Origin of the sequence: Bacillus sp. FSL M8-0166, assembly GCF_038008825.1 — a bacterium.
GTDB classification, from domain to species: domain Bacteria; phylum Bacillota; class Bacilli; order Bacillales; family Bacillaceae; genus Bacillus; species Bacillus safensis.
Window position 1 is genome coordinate 1,693,930 of record NZ_JBBOZZ010000001.1, and the last position, 18,985, is coordinate 1,712,914.

Genomic DNA, 18,985 nt, shown 5'->3' on the forward strand with positions numbered 1-18,985 from the left:
ACTAGAACCTCCGTCATTGGGGGTTCTTTTTTGATATAAAATTGGAATAAATATCAATTTTTACAATAATGATCCGATAATATAAATGAAAGAAAATGACTGAAAAGGAGATGTTTGTTATGTTTAAAAAGAAAATGGGGATTTTACTGCTTGCCGGCCTCTTCATCACTGCCCCTCTCTTCCAATCACCTGCACAAGCAAGTGAAGCATCTACGAAACAAACAAAAAATTATACAGAAGAATTGGAGCACCTGTATCCAGACAGTGATTATGCCAACAATGATACGATGGAAAAAGCTCAGTTCCTACAGCCTTCCCTTTATTTGAATAAATCTTATTTATATCATGAGGGAAGTATTTCTTCTACAAATGATGTCGACTTTTACCATTTCACCAGCTCCAAATTCGATGGTGCAGATGGCCGTTTTTCTATTAAACTTGTGAACGTAAAGTCAGGAAATGATTTCGATCTCTATCTTTACAATAAGAACGGCGCACTTGTGTCTTCTTCTGTGCGGACTTACAACCAAAATGAGATCATTCATATGCCGAAAATTGCTACCAGTACGGACTATTATTTAGCGGTTAAGCCTAAACAATTAGTAAATGAAGAAGATAAAACGTACCGCATTGTCTTTGACAAAAGCATTGAAAAAGCAACACTCAAACGATATGGATCGCCAGCCACACTCAACAGCTTCAATGAAGCCGGTTCTCCAAATTCTAATTTTGATTTAAGCAGCCTGCCACAAGATGCTGTCGTGACTGGCCTTTCATTAGAGGCTGATAAAGGCAGTACTAACGCGCACAATTATGTCTTCACCGTTTCTTCCCTAAAAGGCGGGGCAGTGAATGTACCTTGGAACGGTCAAAAGGTCGATATCTCTTCCTATAAAACAAGCCAGGTTCCAGCAAACGACCGCTTTTTTGTTTCTTTCAACGCGATAGAGGTCCCTCAGTTTATTGGCGGGCGATTAATCAAAGTAGGCGTAGTGTCGATTAAAAACTTACAGCTCACCTTTGAATATGAATACAACCGGGACTTGAATTATTAAAAGGACAAAGGGCTAAAATGATCTTTATTTTAGACCTTTCTTTTTTTCAGTGTGATAGAAAACCTTTGCAGCCCTGACAACGAATGCGAGGGCTTGTCTACACGCTGAGAGGAAATGGATCTCCCTTTTCCTTTTTCTTTTGCCTTCTTATGATACGATACATATAGATGAATTCAGCTAAGAAGGAGTTGCGTGAATTGGAAAACGTTGTACAACGAACATTAACACTTGATGACATACCCGATCTTATCGCATTGTCAAAAGAGGTCGACTGGCCTGATTACAATGCGGAAGAGCTTACATCTCTTTTAACAAATGGATATTTTACAGGTTTTTCAACAACGGATGGACAAGTCATCTCATGTGCGGGACTTTTCCAATATGATAAAGCAGCATCAATTGGTGCTGTCATTGTATCTGAGACGCATCGCGGCTTAGGCCTTGCACGGAAAATGATTGACACCCTGCTTCATCGAAGCGATCAAAGTGTTCCTGTCGTTTTAACCGCTACTTTACAAGGACAGCCCGTTTACGAAAAAATCGGATTTCAAACGGCCGGCTACATTCATACATACAAAGCACAGAAAACAAATCCTTCTGCGCTTCAGGTGTCAAATAAGATTCATTTGTCTGCCGCTGATGAAACTCATCTCCCGTCTATTGAAACACTTGACGCAAAAGGAGCAGGAGCCAATCGATCAAGCTTTTTAAAAAATCGGATGCACCGGGCAGCATTCCGAATGATTGCAAAGAATGAACATCATGAAACAACCGGCTTTGCGTTTGGCATCGAAACCCCTGCTAATCTAATGATTGGACCGCTTACAGCAAACGATGAACAAACCGCTCTCTCGCTCATCCAATCACTCATCTCGTCTTATTCAGGGGCAATTCGTTTAGATATGCAGGAAGAAACAGCTGAGCGCTTGCATGAAACACTTGTTGAAGCAGGATTTACGAAAACAAACGTAGCCCATTTTATGATGATTCGCGGGAAAGAAAAACTGAATGACCCCGCCCTTTTCTATTTGCTTGCCTCACAAGCATTTTCTTAAAAAACAAACAAGCTGTAGACACTTGATGTCTACAGCTTTAGATTGTTGACAAAGAGCTAAAATGATCTTTATTTTAGCTCTTTGTCTTCTTTTCAGCGTGATAGAAAACCTTTGCAGTCTAGGAAGGGTGAGCACCGGAACGGAGCGAATTTGACATTCGTGAGTACCGGCGCGCAGACCTGACAACGAATGCGAGGGTTTGTCTACAGCTTTTATTTTACTTCTCTCCAACTGACGAAAGAACATGAGCGAGTGCATTTGTGACCTTCCCATGCTCTGATGCATGCGGGCGGTCATCTCCATCTCCATAGCCATAATCAATCATTCGATTACGATTTAAACAAAGTTTTGTCAGCTTCGGCTGGAATAGATCAAATAATTCAAAGCGGTCTTTTAGCTGTGGAAATTGATTTTGATACTGCTGAATTTCTTCAGCAAGCAAACGCCAAAGAGTCGTTTCATCTAACAGATCGTGATTGTCTAATACGTTGGATACATAACGCAGATTGCAAATAAATAATCCTGTAAAGATAAATTGTACTAAACCTTCTGGCGGCTCACTGCGCAACACTTCTTTTAAATCTTCTTCTAGTGAAGCTAATTCAGGCAGCGGCTGGTCACTTATATTCACATCATCAACGAAATCTTTGATCGCCAAACGATGCGGCTGATGATTTTTTAACACAAGAATCGTATTTTGCCCATGCGGTGAAAAGACTGTGCCGTATTGATACATAAAGTGCAAAAGCGGCGGCATCACGACATGGAAAAACTTCGCCATCCATTCTTTTGCTGAGAGACCTGATTTTTCAATCAGCTGCTTGATATACGGCTCTCCTTCATGATCCTCATAAGTGAGTGCCGCAAGTGTAACAGGGCTCTCCCCTTCATCTAAGTACGTATAAATGCTTTCTCTAAAAATGACACCGAGCATCTCAAGATATTGATACGGCGCACCAGGCAGTTTGCTGTAGTATGGATGATCGACATTGATACTTGCATTCTCACCTGGTAAAATAACGCGGCACACATCAGATAAAAATGAGTCTTGATCAGCAATCCCTTTAATATGCGCTGTAATGCGCGGGGCAATGACCGTACGTTCTGATGGGAGTCCACGGTACACGAGTGTATTTAAAATACTCATTGGCAGTTTAATATGATGCTTGCCTTTATTTGAGATATTTGTAAAGGTTCTGATCGACTGCTGCGGGATATATTGATCCAGCCCCTCTCCCAAATACACAATCCGGCGCAAGGCCAAATCTTCCGGGAAATGCTGAATAATCATATGCGTCCACTGCCACTGATGGACAGGCATCATATAATAGTCAGCCGCATTCAGTCCTTCATCCTTTAACACACGTTGAAATTGACGAATCGTGACTTCATCTAATTCTTTAGCGATCACCTGCTCATAGTTTTCATGATCGACTGCATGGAATGTTGCAAGCTCCCTGTGTACAGCAATCCAAGAAAGCTGCACGCTTTCTTGCCGTTCAGGTGCATAGGCTAAGTAATCATCGTAACTGAATCCTATACGTCCTTTGTTATACACAATCCAAGGATGGCCTGTCATTTCTCCTTCAATCCATGCATAATCAGTATCTGTTAGCTCATCCGCACTAAGTGCTTTTTTCGATAGCAAATGGACATCGGCTAACAGGGTATGGTGAAGCTCTTTTATAAGATGGCCTGTTGTGTCAGAGGACATTGGAATGATCGGCTGAATGTCTAGTAAAAACACAATGGCACTGACATCCTTTGACCATTTTCCATCTTGATAACACTCAATTGATTCAGCGATTGTATCAAAACTATCAAACAATCGAGGTTTTGCCAGATAACGATATTTCTTATGTTCGTGAATGATTAATTCATACTGGGCGATGCCATCCTTACAATCCAGTTCTACAGGATGAAGCATATCCTCATACATGTATTCAGACAGCATTTTTGCCACCATTCGCTGGTTTGCCTTTTTCCAAGCAGCAGGATTCACCGCTTTTTTCAATTCATCTTGTACACTCATCGCTTCATCCTCCTTAACCTTTAATTTCTTCAAATGTGTGTGCGTTCTTGTGTGTACCAAATGTCTGGAAGACGTGCTTTTGATAAAGTGGATACACGGTTTGACGAGCAAGTTCATTGATGATCACACTGTTTCGATAAGCCCCAAGCCCCAAATCTGGAGCGCCGACCCCATGTGTATGAAGCTCTGCATTTTGTACAAAAATATCATTTTCACCTATCGTATTTGTTTTCAAACGATATTCACGTTCAACTTGGAAACGTCCTTGATCATCCCATTGAATGTGATGAGAAATGGGGTTGATAAATGGCGGCAGAACTGATTGATAGCCAGTCGCCAATACGACAATATCTGTCTCATGTGTAAAAGATTCTTCCTTGACCCATTGCGTGCATGAAAGTGATAATCCGCCTGTTGTTTCCTCAATCAAGTTGACCTCCGTCATAGCTTGAAGCACTGTGTTCAGCTGCTTTCCGCAGGCAGAACGTTCATAAAGCAAATGATAAATATCACGAATCATCGCCGAACTGATGCCTTTATACAGCAAATCTTGCTGTTTTAATAACGCATCCTTTTTTGTTTGCGGAAGCTCATAAAAAAAATCAATATAGTCAGGGGAGAAATACTCAAGTCCAAGGTTTGAATATTCCATTGGGAAAAATCCTTTTGACCGTGTGAACCAGTGAATATCCTTCGCCTCATCATCTGATAAAATGTCATAAAACACTTCTGCCGCACTTTGACCAGAGCCGATAACTGTCACAGATTTCCCTTTGAAACAGCCTTCTTTCTTTCGTTTTAAATAGTCAGCGGAGTGAAAAACCTTCTCTCCTAAAGCTGGCTGGAGCGATGCGGGTATCGCCGGCTGCGTGCCAATTCCTAAAACGAGATGCTTGCTTTCAAACACCTCTACAGTTTGGTCCTTTACATGACGGACATGCACTTCATAGCGCTTTTCCCCTGCCTTTTCGATCAGTGACACAGATTCTACATTCATGCCAAATCGGCAAGAGTCTAACTGATCAGCGACCCAGCGGCAATAATGACTGTATTCCTTACGCGGGATATGGAAGTCCTCCAGAAAGTAAAATGAATACAAACGGTTTTGTTCCTGCAAATAGTTGAGAAAGCTATATTTGCTTTTCACATCTGCCATGCTGACAAGGTCCGCTAAAAATGGGACTTGCAGTGTCGTTCCTTCAATGAGCATCCCTGGGTGCCAATGAAAGGCTTCACTTCTTTCAAAAAACAAAGCGTCGATTTCATTTACCTCTTCAGATAATGCGGCAAGTCCGAGGTTAAACGGGCCAATGCCGATCCCAATTACATCAACTATATTATTTTGCTTGTTGAACCGCGTCATGGTTATACTTCCTTTCGAATCGTTCTCGATCACAAAACATCAAAAGACCTGTTTTATCGGGTAAAGTGACTGGTTTTACACGTTCGAAGCCGCATTTCTCAAATACATGAATCATTTTTTCATTGCGAATATCCGGCTCAGCGACGATTTTTTCTGTTCGTTTGTTCTGCTCAAATTGAAATGCTGTCATTGCCTGAAGGAGCGGCGCAGCAAATCCTTTTCCCACATAATCCGGCTCCCCTATTAACAGGTGGACGCCTTGATCATGCGGAGAAGGCTCATAGTAGGATTCAATGACATCCCCTTTGACGTTGTAAGCCTCAAAATAACTCATTGGCGTCCCATCAATCGTGCCTAAATAAAGGGTTTGATGCGGATCATGTATGGCCTGATAAAAATGCTTTTCAAAAGCAGGAAATGGAATATTCAAATGCCAAAATGGGTGAACGTACTCTTCTTGCATCCACTTATGGACAAGCTGGACGTCTCTTTCATATTCAGCACGAATAAACCTAATACGATGCCTCATCCAATCAGCGCCTCCTTATGTAAAAAGAGCGGATTCAAGACAGCCGTATAACGAGACTGTGTTTCCAGAGATCCTGTCAACTCATCCATATCTTCAAATCGTGTCAGCAAATTCGCTTTTGAAGGAAGTTCTTTTGAACGAAGAAGGCTGTTAGTCAGATCAGATGCTCCGTACGTCTCCTCATGAGCGAGCAATGTATCTCTCACGAGTGCCAGCAAGTCTTCTTCCTTTGCTAGTCCTTCCGTGCCAAAGCCATTAATGAGACCAAATAAATGATTAAAGAAGAAATAATAACGGAGTCTCTCAACGGCTACATCATCCGCACAGATGGTTTCACTTCTTACGCTCAAGTTTTGAACTAGATTTGCGAGCTTATCCTTTTTCGATTCACTATAATAGTAGCCTTGGTTGTCACGGTAATAGAAGGTCTCTGGATAACCATCCTTCATTTGCACAACAGCATTTTGCTGATGGGCCTCGAGCGCAAGACCATACGTTTCAAACAGCCAGAGCATCGGCTTTAACGAAATGGTTAAATATTGTTTAAACCAATCTTGGCTGACCGCTTCTGTTGACCGGCCTTCTGTGTCTGCAAGTTCATGAATAATTCCTGCTAATCTCGATTTTCCTCCGTACGCATGATCCTGACATAGCCCAGCAATTAAGCTTGCGCCTTTTTCACGATGCAAAAATGGATTTTGACGAATGACCACTTCAAAGCCAGATTCCGCTTCCTCTCCTCGAATAGAGAGATATGCAGGATCTTCAATGACCCGGAATCCAGAGAATTTTTCATATAAAGAAACGCCTAATTCTGTTTTTAAGATGCGGGACATCTCAACTCCGCGATCCAGTTCCTTTTGTTTATTGATACGTAAAGAGTTCGTAATTTTCACAGGAACAGAGAATTTGAGCATGTAAGCAGAATCCTTTTGATAGACAGTTCTAAAGGATGAGGTCGCTGTGTATTCAGATCCCAGCGGCCCTAAATAAGTCAGCTTCCCTTCCTCTATATATCGCTTCACAAATGCCTTCTCCATGACCACTTTGACTTGCAGCGGATGAATCGGAATGAGCACATATTCTCCGTTTTCTGTTAACATATTCAGTCTCTCTGTTTCTTCTGGTACCTGACGCGAAAGCTCTTCTAACATGAGGCTTGCCGCAGGTTGTGATATAGACGAGTCCTGGAGCACAATTGAATGGTGCGCTTTAAAGTAATGAAGCTGGAAAGCTCCTTTCAGCTCAGGAGAATAGATGGCTTCCTCCTCTTCTGTCATCCCTTGTCTGCTTTTTGGTGTAGGATGTGTTAAATGTCCAAGGAGAAGTGACTGCTCAGCTTCGATGTACTCAAAATCAGCTTGAGATAAAGCAGCTTGATCACTTTCTCTCTCCTTTAAAAATCGTTCAATATTTCGGCAGCTTAAAATGATGCGAAGCATGAATTCATCCTCTGCATCTGTGCGGCCATATTCAATGAGAAGCTCCTTTGAACATAAAGCAACAAGTGTCGTGTAATCGACGATCGTTCCCTCTTGCTCACTGCCACTCGGACGAAAGCGAATCGGAAAATCAAAGAGATGGCGGCCTACAGATGAAAAATATCGGATCGGAATCACAAGCTCAAGGTCTTGCTTTGCTAGTTTTGCCACGAATACAAGCGAACCATCTGCTTTCGTCTCTTTTTTTGCAGATCGATCGATTCCTGTTTCACGTAAAAAACAGTTTAAAAAGCTTTGCATAGTTGCATTTTCAGCCATTTGTTTATATTGACTCAACGTAGTACCCTCCCGGATTGAATATGAGCGATCCCGATATCAACGATGTCAGAAAGGATTTCCTCTATATGTGTGATTGTCGTTCTCGGATTTAACAAAGTGAATTTTAAGCATGTTTGACCATCCACCACTGTTTTCGCAATGACAGCAGTTCCTGATTTGAACAGCGTTCGATGTATGATTTTATTGATGTCATCCGCTCGGTGATCATCCTTAAATCGAAACACAACTGCATTGATTTCCGGCTCAGGATTGATCATTTCAAGGTGATCATTTCTCTCAATAAGCGCAGCCACATCCTTCGCAAAATCAATGGTATGGTCAATTATGTCACCAAACCCTTCCTCCCCAATCAGACGAAGAGAAAGAAGCAATTTCAGTGCGTCGAATCGGCGCGTCGTTTGGACAGATTTATTGACGAGGTGTAGAATTCCATCCAGTTCATCTTCCTTTGGATTGAGATAATCTGCATGATAATTAATCAAACCAAAATGCCTTTTATCCTTCAGCAAAAATGCCCCGCAGGAGATCGGCTGATAAAATTGTTTGTGAAAGTCGATCGTGATGGAATCAGCAAGCTCAATACCGTCTAATTTACGCCCGTAGGTTTCGCTTAATACAAGTGCTCCGCCGTAGGCAGCATCTGCGTGAATCCACAGACCGAATGGCTTGACGATGTCATACACATCTCGAACCGGGTCAATACTGCCAAAATCAGTTGTCCCGCAAGTCGCCACTACCGCAAAAGGCAGGAGATCCTGCTCCTTTAATTCAACAAGTTTCTTCTTCAAATCATTGAGATCCATACGGTGATGCTCATCCGTTTCTACCAGAACGACTGCCTGCTCCCCTAAGCCTAGCTGGGATGCAGATTTCTTCACAGTGAAATGAGCATTCTTAGAACAAAGAATTCTCATACGGTGGGCCTCACTCGGCAAGCCTTTCTGCTGAACATTCCATTGCCAAGTGTTTTCACAAAATGCATCTCTTGCAAGAAGCAGCCCCATGTAGTTAGATTGGGTTCCACCGCTCGTAAATGTCCCATCTGCTAGATTTCCATAAGAAAACTTCGCACATAGCCACTTTAAAATTTCCTCCTCAACCAAAGATGCAATACCGCTTTGATCGAAGGAATCCATTGATTGATTAAATGAACTTACTATCACCTCTGCGGCAAGAGCAGGTATAAGCGGCGGACAATGCAAATGTGCCAAACATTTAGGATGCGATACATCAACGAGATGCGGCAAAAGGTGCTGCTTTATATCTTGAAAAACAGATTCCATTGATTCGCCAGACGGTTGAAACTGAAATAATGATTCGACACTAGCCGCTAATTTCCCAGGCAATATTCCGCTGTATGGACCTTGGTCTTTTTGCCACTGATCCAGTAGGCTGTCGATAGATGTATGAAGAGCCGCTTGGAAGGACTCTCTTCCAAGCTGGCTTTGATTGATAAATAATGAATCAACAGAAGCCTTAGTTGATTGCATCGTAAACGGCCTCTTTAAAAATAGCGATGACTTGTTCAAGCTGCTCTTCAGTCATGATCAATGGCGGTAAGAATCGAATGACGCTTCCGAAACGGCCTCCTGTCTCTACAATTAAGCCTTTATCGAAGCAATTCTTTTGAATGAGACTGGCTAGCTCAGGATTTGCTGGATAACTTCCATCCACATCCTGTTTCTCATTTGGATTAACTATTTCAGCACCAATCATTAATCCTCTGCCACGAACATCACCGATAGCAGGTACATTTTTTTGAATGTCTTTTAGATAAGCCTGCATGCGATCCCCTAATTGGTCTACATGATCAAGCAGATTGGTTTCTTTTATAAATTTAAGCGTTGCGGTTCCTGCAGCCATCGCCATTTGATTCCCTCTAAATGTGCCAATGTGTGCACCTGGATTCCATTGATCCAAATCTTTATCATAAATCACAACTGAAAGCGGCAGGCTTCCACCAATGGCTTTAGATAATACAATGACGTCTGGCACAATTCCCGCATGTTCAAAGGCAAACATCTTACCTGTTCGGCCAATGCCTGATTGAACCTCATCGATAATGAGTGGAATGCCTTTTTCATTTGTGATTCTTCTCATTTCTTTCATCCATTCAATAGATGCTGGAATTGAGCCTCCCTCACCTTGCACTGCTTCAAAGATCATACCTGCTGGCGGAAGAATACCACTTTCAGGATCATTTAATACACGCTCAATATAAGAGCTGGAAATGCGGTGTGAATCTTTCCCGCCAATTCCAAATGGGCAGCGGTATTCATATGGATAAGGCATGAAATGCACATCTGGAATTAACCCTTGCACTCTTTCCTTTGGAGACAAATTCCCGCTTAATGACATCGTGCCATGTGTCGCACCGTGATAAGCACCGTGGAAAGAAAGAATGGAACGATTTCCTGTCGCTGTCTTGACTAATTTAATCGCTGCTTCTATGGCATCACCGCCAGTTGGTCCACAAAATTGAATTTTGGCTCTCTTTGCAAACTCTTCTGGCAGGTGAGAAAAAATTTCATTCACAAATTCTTCTTTAATTTCTGAGGTTATGTCCAACGTATGCAATGGTCTTTTTTCATGAAGCATACGTTCAATAGCTTCTATAACAACCGGATGATTGTGACCAAGTGCAAGTGTTCCTGCGCCTGCCAGACAGTCATAAAACTCTCTGCCATCCGCATCTGTCACGATCATACCCTCGGCTTTTTGCATAGCTAATGGAAACCGTCTCGGGTAAGACCTTGCATTGGATTCTCTTTGACTTTGCTGCTCTAAAAATTGCTGATTTTTAGAAACGGTTTTGATGGACATAATAAAACACTCCTCCAATTGATAAAGATTATCATTTTCATTTACTAGCCTAGAGGATTTTAGATATGAAAGTCAATTGTATTCAAAAAGATGATTCGAAAAGCATATGAATACAATATTCTCTTTTTAAAGAGTATTTTCGAGTAATTTTTACAAAACTCTACTGCCATAAGGAGATGGAACGCATGAGACGGATGAATATTGAAAAAAATTACAAATCATTTTTCCTGGTTCTTTTGTTCTATTCAACTCTAAGCACTCATTTTATGCAGAAATTTGGATGAAATGAAGGTAGAAAATTGAAGAAATCACACCATTTTTTCTTGATATAAATGGTTCTGATGGTATAATTTCTCTGAAACATAAGGGAATGGAGGGGAATTTGATGATTTTAACAAAGCACGATCTTCACCACTACTTAACTCAGGATAAGAAAGCATTAGCGATCACGCGCAGAAGGCCAAAGTGGTTTGGGGATGATATATGGAAATATCAAAGGTATTTACGAAAATATGAATACTATTCTAATAGCAGCGCTCTACTCCGCAAATGGTTTTATCGTTATTTACATAAAAAGAAAGGCATGCAGCTTGGCTTTGATATTCCGATTGGCGTCTTTGGCCCCGGCCTTAGAATCAATCATACCGGGCTCTTAATTGTGAACAGGCACGCAAAAATCGGGGCATTTTGTGATATTCATCAAGGGGTGAACATTGGCCAAAACCATTCCGAAAAGGATGTACCAACCATTGGAGATCACGTATGGATTGGCCCCGGCGCTAAGCTGTTTGGGGACATTTATATTGCGAATCATATTTCAATTGGAGCAAATGCCGTAGTGAATCGTTCCTTTCATGAAGAGCAGATCGTCATCGCAGGTGTGCCGGCTCAAAAGGTAAAAGAAAAAAGCCCTTCTTCATGAAGGACTTACCTGATAAAAAAGAATAACACCGATCAAAACAGAGATGAGCAGCATGAGATAAAACAAGATGGTTAAAATCAAGATCGTCCAGCCCAGCCCCTTCCTCTCTGTCTTGATCAAATAAATACCGAGTACGATGGTACTAAATAGCACGCCTAAAATGGCCCACAGCCATTTGTCTTTGTTGTGCTTTGGCGCATCCATCCATAAATAGATGGCCACAGCGAGTGAAACGAATAGACCCGTTATTCTCAAGATTAAACTCCCCCTTATGTATACGCGCTCTCTATGATGCGTTTGAGTATCCGATGATCAGCAACAGGAAGTAAAAGACAAAGACTAGTATAACAATAGAATAGATGATGATGGACACGATCAGAACTGTCCAGCCCAATCCTTTTCTTCCTGTTTTGATGAGGTATATCCCAAATGCAAAGAGCCCGAATAAAAGACCTAAAATAGACCATAACCATTTATTTTTCCCATGTTTTGGTGCATCTATAAATAGATAGATTGCGACTAAAATAGAAACAAACCATCCAGTTATCCAGCCCACATTCATCTGCCACCCTTCTTCTTCAGTTTATTCCATTATATGATACTTTTGTCCTGAAAAAATAATGATTCAGAGGATATTGCGCGGAAGGCTTCGCCATTCGTCTCTCAGCATTCCGTAGCGTATCGAATCATAATACTCTCCTTGATAATAACGGACCTTTCTCAGTCTCCCCTCAAGGACAAATCCGCATTTCTCTGCGCACCGCATCATCCGTTCATTCCCTGACCAAGTAGTTAGACCAATTCGAGGGATATCAATATGCGTAAATAATACATCAATCCATAGATTTAACGCCTTTGTCCCAATGCCCCCGCTCCAAAAGCGTGAGTCATAAATGATAATGCCGCATTCAAGCCACCGTGTACGTTCATTCTCCCAATAATATGAGACGGTGCCTTTAATATCACCGCCTATTTCAATGCCATATAGCTTTTTGGGAATGGATTCATCCTGTAAGTATCGTTTCTTAAATGCAGCAAGCGGGATTTCATGTTCATAAAAATAAGGGGCATTCCATTTTCGATAGGACTGGTCTGGTGCTTTAAATTTTAAATGCCACACCGTCTCTAAGTCCGTTTCGGTTAATGGACGTATGTTCACAAGCTCTTCCTTTTCTCTTTTCATCTGTTCACGTTCCTTTACTTTGTCGTCCTTTTTGCTAAATGACGGTACTCGATCGGCGTCATGCCTTCGTTCTGCCGAAACAGCTTAGAAAAATAAGTGGGGTCGTCAATGCCTACATGCTCTGCAATGGCTGCGATTTTTTCATTCGTTGAGACGAGCATGCTTTTGGCCTTTTCAATCTTGAGACGATGGCTGTACTGGTTTGGCGTCAATCCATATACCGTCTGCATACATCTTGTCATGTAGTCAGGATGATAGTGCAGCTTTTCTGCAAGCTGCTCCATGTGTAATTTCTCCATAAAGTGATGCTCAAGATAGTGAACCACTTCTGATGCAACGGTCTCCTTTGCACTTGGAATATGGAATGCTTCTTTTTGCAGGTGAATGAGCAGTTCCTCAAATAGAAGCTGTTTTTTCAGAGGAAGTTCAGATGCATCATGATTTAGTGCTCTCATCGCTGAAAGGTGTTTTTCTAACACACTTCGTCCTTTCACTTTTCCTAAACGGGGCAGGCTAAATTCATATGTTGCCGGCTTTTCGAAGGTGGCTTGGTTTTGTTTCATATCAATCCAGTGTTCTCTCGGCCGATTCGTCAGCTCAAATCGATCAATTGAGAAATGCAGCCACTCATAGTGGGTTTCCTCTTCACATGGCAAATGTCCACCATGAGACAGGCCCGGTGAGAGAATCATATATTCACCTTCTTTTATGTGATAAGCATCCTCGTCCTCTGTCATCCATAGTTCACCTTTTGTGACATAGAGAAGATCAAATACAGTGAAGGTTCTTGAGATATGTCTTTCTCCTTGATGAAATACACCTTTACCTGAAGCAATATAAATAGGAAACGACGGTACAGTAAATGTAATAAATTGATCCATATTCATCCCCTTATGAAGTCGGATTTCTCCAATAAGTTTCGGTTTCATCTCTTCTTATTATAGTCGATGCAAGGTACACTATAAATCGGATTTATACGAAAGGAGGCTATGTGATGAAACCTCAAACCCTGTCATATGAAAAGGTTCAAGCCAAAGATGAGAAAACACACCCTTCATTATTTGCATTAACTTGGCCTATATTTATCGAAATCTCTTTATATATGCTTATGGGGAGCGCTGATACACTCATGCTTAGCCAATACTCTGATAACAGTGTGGCCGCAGTAGGTGTAAGCAACCAGCTCCTGAATTTATTAATTGTCATGTTCAGCTTCATTACAACAGGAACGACCATTGTGATTGCCCAGCTTTTAGGAGCTGACCGCAAGCAGGAAGCGACTCAAGTTGCCTATGTCTCTCTAGGAACCAACTTCTTGATCAGCTTTATCATTAGTCTCCTCATGTTTGTGTTAGCTGTTCCAATCCTGCACATGATGGGCTTATCAAGTGAACTCATGCCGGATGCGGCGGTCTTTTTACAAATTGTCGGGCTGCTTTCTTTTATTCAAGCGCTCATTATGACGTATAGTGCAATTTTAAAAAGCTACGGATATACAAGAGACACGATGTATGTCACCATCGGAATGAATTTGCTAAACGTTGCCGGCAATTATTTGGTCATTTTTGGTCCGTTTGGTTTTCCGGTATTAGGTGTCATGGGTGTTGCCTTTTCAACCTCGCTGGCTCGATTGATCGGATTGATGGCGATGATCCTCATTGTCCGCCGCCGAATTGGATTGCGCTTTTCGCTGAAGAGCATGTTTCACATTCAGCGGACGCATTTAAAAAAGCTGCTGAAAATTGGAATTCCTTCCGCTGGGGAACAGCTTTCTTATAACGGCTCTCAAATGATCATTACACTGTTTATTACATTTATGGGGACGCAGGCATTAGCAGCAAAGGTCTACACTCAAAATTTGATGATGTTCATTATGTTGTTTGGTGCAGCGATTAGCCAAGGGACGCAGATTTTAATTGGGCGCCATATTGGGGCGAAAGAATTCGATGCGGCCTACCGCAGATGTATGAAAAGCTTATACTGGGCCATTGCAATCTCTCTTCTTTCTTCCACTGCTTTATCTTTATCATCGACGCATTTGCTTACGTTTTTCACCAGCAATCGAGAAATCATTCAAATCGCTGCCACACTTCTCCTATTGACGATCATTTTAGAGCCGGGACGCTCTTTTAATATGGTCATTATTAATTCATTGCGGGCTGCTGGTGACGCGAAGTTTCCAGTGTATATGGCGATGATATCAATGTGGGGAATTGGGCTTCCGATCGCTTATTTGTTAGGCATTCAGTTTGAAATGGGGCTCATCGGGGTTTGGATTTCTTTTATCGTGGATGAATGGGTAAGAGGCATCTTCATGTATAGGCGCTGGCGTTCCAGAGTATGGACGGAGTATCGTTTTTCTTCCACATAAAAAGGACTGCGGGTGCAGTCCTTTTTTACGTAATATCTTCTAAAATAAGTGCTTTTTCCTGTTTTGAAATAAATACTCGCTCTGTAAAGACGCGGTATTCGTTTTCTCTTGTTTTATCTAAAATGGCTTTATAAAAGTAGGCTGCTGCTTTCACCGGTATACGTGAATACAGCGGGAATTCATGAAGATGGTCAAAAAACTCCTCGTAGTATGCCTCTGCCTCAAAAGCAATGTACTCCCAGACGTGCTGAAAAGCTTGATTTACAATCCCTTCCTGCAATTCTTGCTCTGTGTACCCGAATTGGCCCATCACTTGCTTTGGCAAATAAATGCGGTCTCTTTCAGCCTGATCCTCGCCGATATCCCGAAGGATGTTGGTTAGCTGCATAGCGATCCCTAACGAAATGGCTGCTTCTTTTAGCTGCTCTTTTTTACGCGGTGCAATAATAGGAAGCAGCATGAGTCCAACGGTACTAGCAACATGATAGGAATAGATGAGCAGTTCATCTAACGTTTCGTATCGCTGCTGCTCTAAATCCATCTCCTGTCCTTGGAGCAGATCACGGAACGGGGCTTCATCCATCCGAAACTCTTGAAATGTATGCTCTAGCGCCACCCATATTGGATCATTCCGGTCTACCTCACCTTGTAAAAATCGATCAAACTTCTCCCGAAAGGATGCAAGGTCCTCTTTTGGCGAAGGCGACTCATCTACAATGTCATCTGCTCTCCGGCAAAAGGAATATACGGCCCAGACGGCCTGTCTCTTCTTTTTAGGCAGCATGGAAAAAGCACGGTAAAACGTTTTTGAATGGGTTTGAATGGTTTCCTCACACACTTTCAATGCTGTTTGTACATCAACCACTTAGCTTCACTTCCTTTCTATCATTCAAATCTTTTAGTAGTACAGAAGCCATGAGCTTCGCACTTTGCATCACGATCGGCACCCCGCCGCCCGGATGGATGGAGGCACCTGCCGCATAAAGATTGTCTGTCTCTCTGACCTTCACTTGCGGGCGGAAGACACCTGATTGAAACAAATTAGGCGCAAGTCCAAAGCTGCCGCCTTCAAACAATCCTTCTCGCAAGGAATCATTTGGTGTTCTGACCTTTTTCCAGACAATCGACTTTCGCAATCTCGGAAAGCCTCTTTTCTCAAGGACATCCACCATGTTCTCGACAAAATCTGTCTCCTCTTCCCAGTTGATATGATCTCCTGAAGGAACGGGAATCAGCATATAGAGAACACTGCAGCCATCTGGGGCAAGAGATGGATCAATGATCGATGGATTAAATGTATAAAACGATGGGTCTTGAGGAATCGTTTTCGTTTGAAAAACTTCTTTCATATGCTGATCAAAGTGTTCTCCCATAAAAAATTGATGAACAGGTGCTTCATGATACATCTTGTTTAACCCGAGATACACCATCACACAGCCTGAGGACGGCACGTATTTCCGGCGATTTTGTTCGTCTAAACCAAGCTGTTTTAACGCAGCTGGATAATCTCCATTGATCACAAATGCATCAGCGGTTACATGTTCATCATTTACTTTTGCTTTGACTGCCCGTTTCCCCTCAAACACCAATTGCGTGACTTCTTCATTTTTTCTTACATGCACACCCATTTTGATGAGCTGCCCTTCCAATATATCTACTAAACTCGCATAGCCGCCTTTTAAATAGTAGATTCCATGTGCGTGCTCACTATATGACACAAGCGAATAAATAGCCGATGCTTCATACGGGTTTCCCCCAACATAGAGGGTTTGAAGTGCGTATGCATCTCGCAAGCGTTCGTCTGAGAAATATTTTTTCAGAGCGCTTTGTACCGTTCGATACGCCTTTAATTTCATTAAAATCTTCATATTAGCTTTTGTAAAAAATGTACGTTTTTCGTGAAATGATTTTTCTAGAAAGGCTTGCTGGCCTTCTTGAAACCGGTCCGTCATTTCTTCCATAAACCTCAGGAACCCTTGATCTTCCTTTGGAAATACACGTCTGATTTCATCTAGCTGACGAAGTGCATCAGAGTATTTCGTATAAGAGGTTCCATCTTGATATTGAATTGTGTACAGCGGATCAAGCTGCAACAGATCAAGAGATGAATCGTCAATTCCTACCTCATGTAAAATGCCTTTTAACATGTCAGGAAGTAGGACAATGGTCGGACCTTCATCTACTTTATATCCTTTCTCACGTACAAAAGCAAGTCTCCCGCCAAGCCGTTCATTTTTTTCGACAAGGGTGACATCATGTCCCGCTTTTTTTAAATAAAGCGCTGAGATCATTCCGCCAATACCGCCACCTGCAATCAATATATGTTTTTTCATGAGGCGCTCCCCTTTCCTTGATGCGGCATTGTTTTGTGTGAATGTTTCTCTTTTGAAAGAATGGCATTTGTCGTGATACGTGCTGATTCTAAAATGGTTGGGAGTCCGCTTCCTGGATGCGTTCCTCCTCCAACGAGCCAGCAGTGCTTTAATTCATCAAATTCATTGTGCGGCCTTAGGACCATCATCTGCGTCAGCTGGTGGCCAAGGTTAAATGTAGCTCCTTCATATACGTAAAAGTCTTCCTCCCATTGCTTCGGTGTGATCATCCGCTCAACTTCTATATGCTGTCTCACATTCTGAAAGCCGGTTTTCCGCTCCAATGTATCCAGCACAAGCTCTCTAAATTCATCTTGATGCGCTTCCCAGTCAATACCGCTTTGGTTATTGGCAACTGGAGCCAGCACATAAAGAGCTGATTTTCCTTTTGGAGCAAGGGATTCATCGGTTACACTTGCATTTTGAATATAAATAGACGGATCATCTGGCAGCTCATATGTTTTCGTAATGCCTTTGACGAATCGAGCATAATCATCGGAAAAAACGATGGTGTGATGCGGCTCATCGTACATGGTATCCAATCCTAAATAAAGCATAAAGGTAGAGCATGAGAATTTTTTCTTTTTTAATTTTTTCTCGCTGTATTTCTTTAAGAGTCCTGGCTCGACAAGCTTTGTCATCACATGTGCAAAGTCTCCATTGACGACAACCTCATCTGCCTGTATTTCTTCCCCAGATTCTAAACGAATGCCTTTCACTTTCCTGCCCTCCGTAAGCAGCTTTTCGACGCCCGCTGACAGATGAATCGCGGCTCCTGCTTCAACCGCCGCCTTTGCCATAGCTTCTGACAGCTGATTGACACCGCCCTTCGGATGGAATACACCTGTGTCATGTTCCATAAACGAAAGGATTGAGAACGCACCAGGGCATTCCCACGGTGACATTCCTAAGTACTTTGATTGAAATGTAAAGGCATATTTCACTGATTCATTCGTGAAATAGTCTGACAGCACATCATACAAACTTTTATTTAACGAAAGCTGTGGAAGTGCTTTGATCACCTTCGGGCGCAAGTAATGATGAAAGCGATCCATTTTACTTTGTAAAATTGGTGTCAGACGATCCATTTTGCGCTTTGTATCATTCATAAATCTTAGATACCCTTCGCCCTCACCAGGGGCAAAGGCTTCTAATCGTTTGTACATTTCATCGCGATCCCTGATCATATCCAGCTGATTGTCTTGAAAAATTAATCTATACATCTCTTTTAATTCAATCACATCGATATAGTCATAAAGATTTTTACCAGCAAAGGTGAACAGTTCCTCTGCAATATGAATCATGCTGAGAAAGGTAGGACCTGTATCAAACGTGAAATCACCAAGTTGAAACTTAGCGTTTCGTCCGCCGACAAAGGGCTGCTTTTCGTATACATGAACGTCATGTCCTTTGCTTTGAAGCATCATAGCTGCCGCAAGTCCCCCTGGTCCCGCTCCGATCACAATGATTTTCATTATCCTTTTTCCTCCAAATTAATT

The 18,985-nt window shown here is 42.1% G+C and carries 17 protein-coding genes; 4 read left to right on the forward strand and 13 right to left on the reverse strand.

The annotated features are described in order from the left end of the window. Positions 1-119 precede the first annotated feature (119 nt). Positions 120-1,055 carry an anti protein gene (locus NSS92_RS09020; protein ID WP_340867369.1) on the forward strand — a complete coding sequence of 312 codons (936 nt, stop codon included), beginning with the start codon at positions 120-122 and terminating at the stop codon, positions 1,053-1,055. A 197-nt stretch (positions 1,056-1,252) separates the two neighbouring features. After that, positions 1,253-2,110, forward strand: a complete 858-nt coding sequence (locus NSS92_RS09025) for a GNAT family N-acetyltransferase (RefSeq protein WP_340867370.1) — start codon at positions 1,253-1,255, stop codon at positions 2,108-2,110. Between the two features lie 217 nt (positions 2,111-2,327). Here NSS92_RS09025 and NSS92_RS09030 read toward each other — a convergent pair whose 3' ends face one another. Genes NSS92_RS09030 through NSS92_RS09055 form a run of 6 tightly spaced genes read right to left on the reverse strand, consistent with a single transcriptional unit; the run spans position 2,328 to position 10,638 of the window. Then, positions 2,328-4,142, reverse strand: coding sequence for an IucA/IucC family protein (locus NSS92_RS09030; protein WP_340867371.1), 1,815 nt, complete (start codon positions 4,140-4,142; stop codon positions 2,328-2,330). A gap of 13 nt (positions 4,143-4,155) precedes the next feature. Next, positions 4,156-5,505: a lysine N(6)-hydroxylase/L-ornithine N(5)-oxygenase family protein gene (locus tag NSS92_RS09035; RefSeq protein ID WP_267585988.1), complete on the reverse strand. Its 1,350-nt coding sequence runs from the start codon at positions 5,503-5,505 to the stop codon at positions 4,156-4,158. Then, entirely contained in the window at positions 5,480-6,034 is a 555-nt protein-coding gene (locus NSS92_RS09040; protein ID WP_267585987.1) for a GNAT family N-acetyltransferase, read from the reverse strand. Before NSS92_RS09040 ends, NSS92_RS09035 begins: the two co-directional genes overlap by 26 nt. Beyond that, positions 6,031-7,812, reverse strand: a complete 1,782-nt coding sequence (locus NSS92_RS09045; RefSeq protein ID WP_340867372.1) for an IucA/IucC family protein — start codon at positions 7,810-7,812, stop codon at positions 6,031-6,033. The genes NSS92_RS09040 and NSS92_RS09045 overlap by 4 nt, the downstream gene beginning before the upstream one ends. Then, positions 7,809-9,305 (reverse strand): pyridoxal phosphate-dependent decarboxylase family protein, encoded by a 1,497-nt coding sequence (locus NSS92_RS09050; RefSeq protein ID WP_340867373.1) that lies wholly within the window; start codon positions 9,303-9,305, stop codon positions 7,809-7,811. Before NSS92_RS09050 ends, NSS92_RS09045 begins: the two co-directional genes overlap by 4 nt. After that, positions 9,292-10,638 carry an aspartate aminotransferase family protein gene (locus NSS92_RS09055; RefSeq protein WP_340867374.1) on the reverse strand — a complete coding sequence of 449 codons (1,347 nt, stop codon included), beginning with the start codon at positions 10,636-10,638 and terminating at the stop codon, positions 9,292-9,294. The genes NSS92_RS09050 and NSS92_RS09055 overlap by 14 nt, the downstream gene beginning before the upstream one ends. 385 nt (positions 10,639-11,023) lie before the next feature. Between NSS92_RS09055 and NSS92_RS09060 the strand changes: the two genes are divergently transcribed. Next, positions 11,024-11,560: a serine O-acetyltransferase gene (locus NSS92_RS09060; RefSeq protein ID WP_267585983.1), complete on the forward strand. Its 537-nt coding sequence runs from the start codon at positions 11,024-11,026 to the stop codon at positions 11,558-11,560. Here NSS92_RS09060 and NSS92_RS09065 read toward each other — a convergent pair. The 4 genes from NSS92_RS09065 to NSS92_RS09080 form a co-directional block, all read right to left on the reverse strand. Continuing rightward, positions 11,555-11,815 (reverse strand): hypothetical protein, encoded by a 261-nt coding sequence (locus NSS92_RS09065; protein WP_267585982.1) that lies wholly within the window; start codon positions 11,813-11,815, stop codon positions 11,555-11,557. The genes NSS92_RS09060 and NSS92_RS09065 overlap by 6 nt on opposite strands. 31 nt (positions 11,816-11,846) lie before the next feature. Further along, on the reverse strand, positions 11,847-12,122 hold the full coding sequence (locus NSS92_RS09070; RefSeq protein WP_267585981.1) for a hypothetical protein: 276 nt from the start codon (positions 12,120-12,122) through the stop codon (positions 11,847-11,849). A 63-nt stretch (positions 12,123-12,185) separates the two neighbouring features. Next, positions 12,186-12,743, reverse strand: a complete 558-nt coding sequence (locus tag NSS92_RS09075) for a GNAT family N-acetyltransferase (protein ID WP_267585980.1) — start codon at positions 12,741-12,743, stop codon at positions 12,186-12,188. Positions 12,744-12,757: 14 nt separating this feature from the next. Then, a complete protein-coding gene (locus NSS92_RS09080) occupies positions 12,758-13,624 on the reverse strand; it encodes an AraC family transcriptional regulator (RefSeq protein ID WP_340867375.1) in 867 nt (288 codons plus the stop codon). A 113-nt stretch (positions 13,625-13,737) separates the two neighbouring features. Between NSS92_RS09080 and NSS92_RS09085 the strand changes: the two genes are divergently transcribed. Continuing rightward, positions 13,738-15,114 (forward strand): MATE family efflux transporter, encoded by a 1,377-nt coding sequence (locus NSS92_RS09085; protein ID WP_340867377.1) that lies wholly within the window; start codon positions 13,738-13,740, stop codon positions 15,112-15,114. Between the two features lie 25 nt (positions 15,115-15,139). Here the strand turns inward: NSS92_RS09085 and NSS92_RS09090 are convergent, their stop codons facing one another. Genes NSS92_RS09090 through NSS92_RS09100 form a run of 3 tightly spaced genes read right to left on the reverse strand, consistent with a single transcriptional unit; the run spans position 15,140 to position 18,961 of the window. After that, positions 15,140-15,979: a phytoene/squalene synthase family protein gene (locus tag NSS92_RS09090; protein ID WP_340867380.1), complete on the reverse strand. Its 840-nt coding sequence runs from the start codon at positions 15,977-15,979 to the stop codon at positions 15,140-15,142. After that, positions 15,972-17,447, reverse strand: coding sequence for a phytoene desaturase family protein (locus NSS92_RS09095; RefSeq protein WP_340867381.1), 1,476 nt, complete (start codon positions 17,445-17,447; stop codon positions 15,972-15,974). The genes NSS92_RS09090 and NSS92_RS09095 overlap by 8 nt, the downstream gene beginning before the upstream one ends. After that, complete coding sequence (locus NSS92_RS09100) at positions 17,444-18,961, reverse strand: phytoene desaturase family protein (RefSeq protein WP_340867383.1); 1,518 nt, start codon at positions 18,959-18,961, stop codon at positions 17,444-17,446. Before NSS92_RS09100 ends, NSS92_RS09095 begins: the two co-directional genes overlap by 4 nt. Positions 18,962-18,985 lie beyond the last annotated feature (24 nt).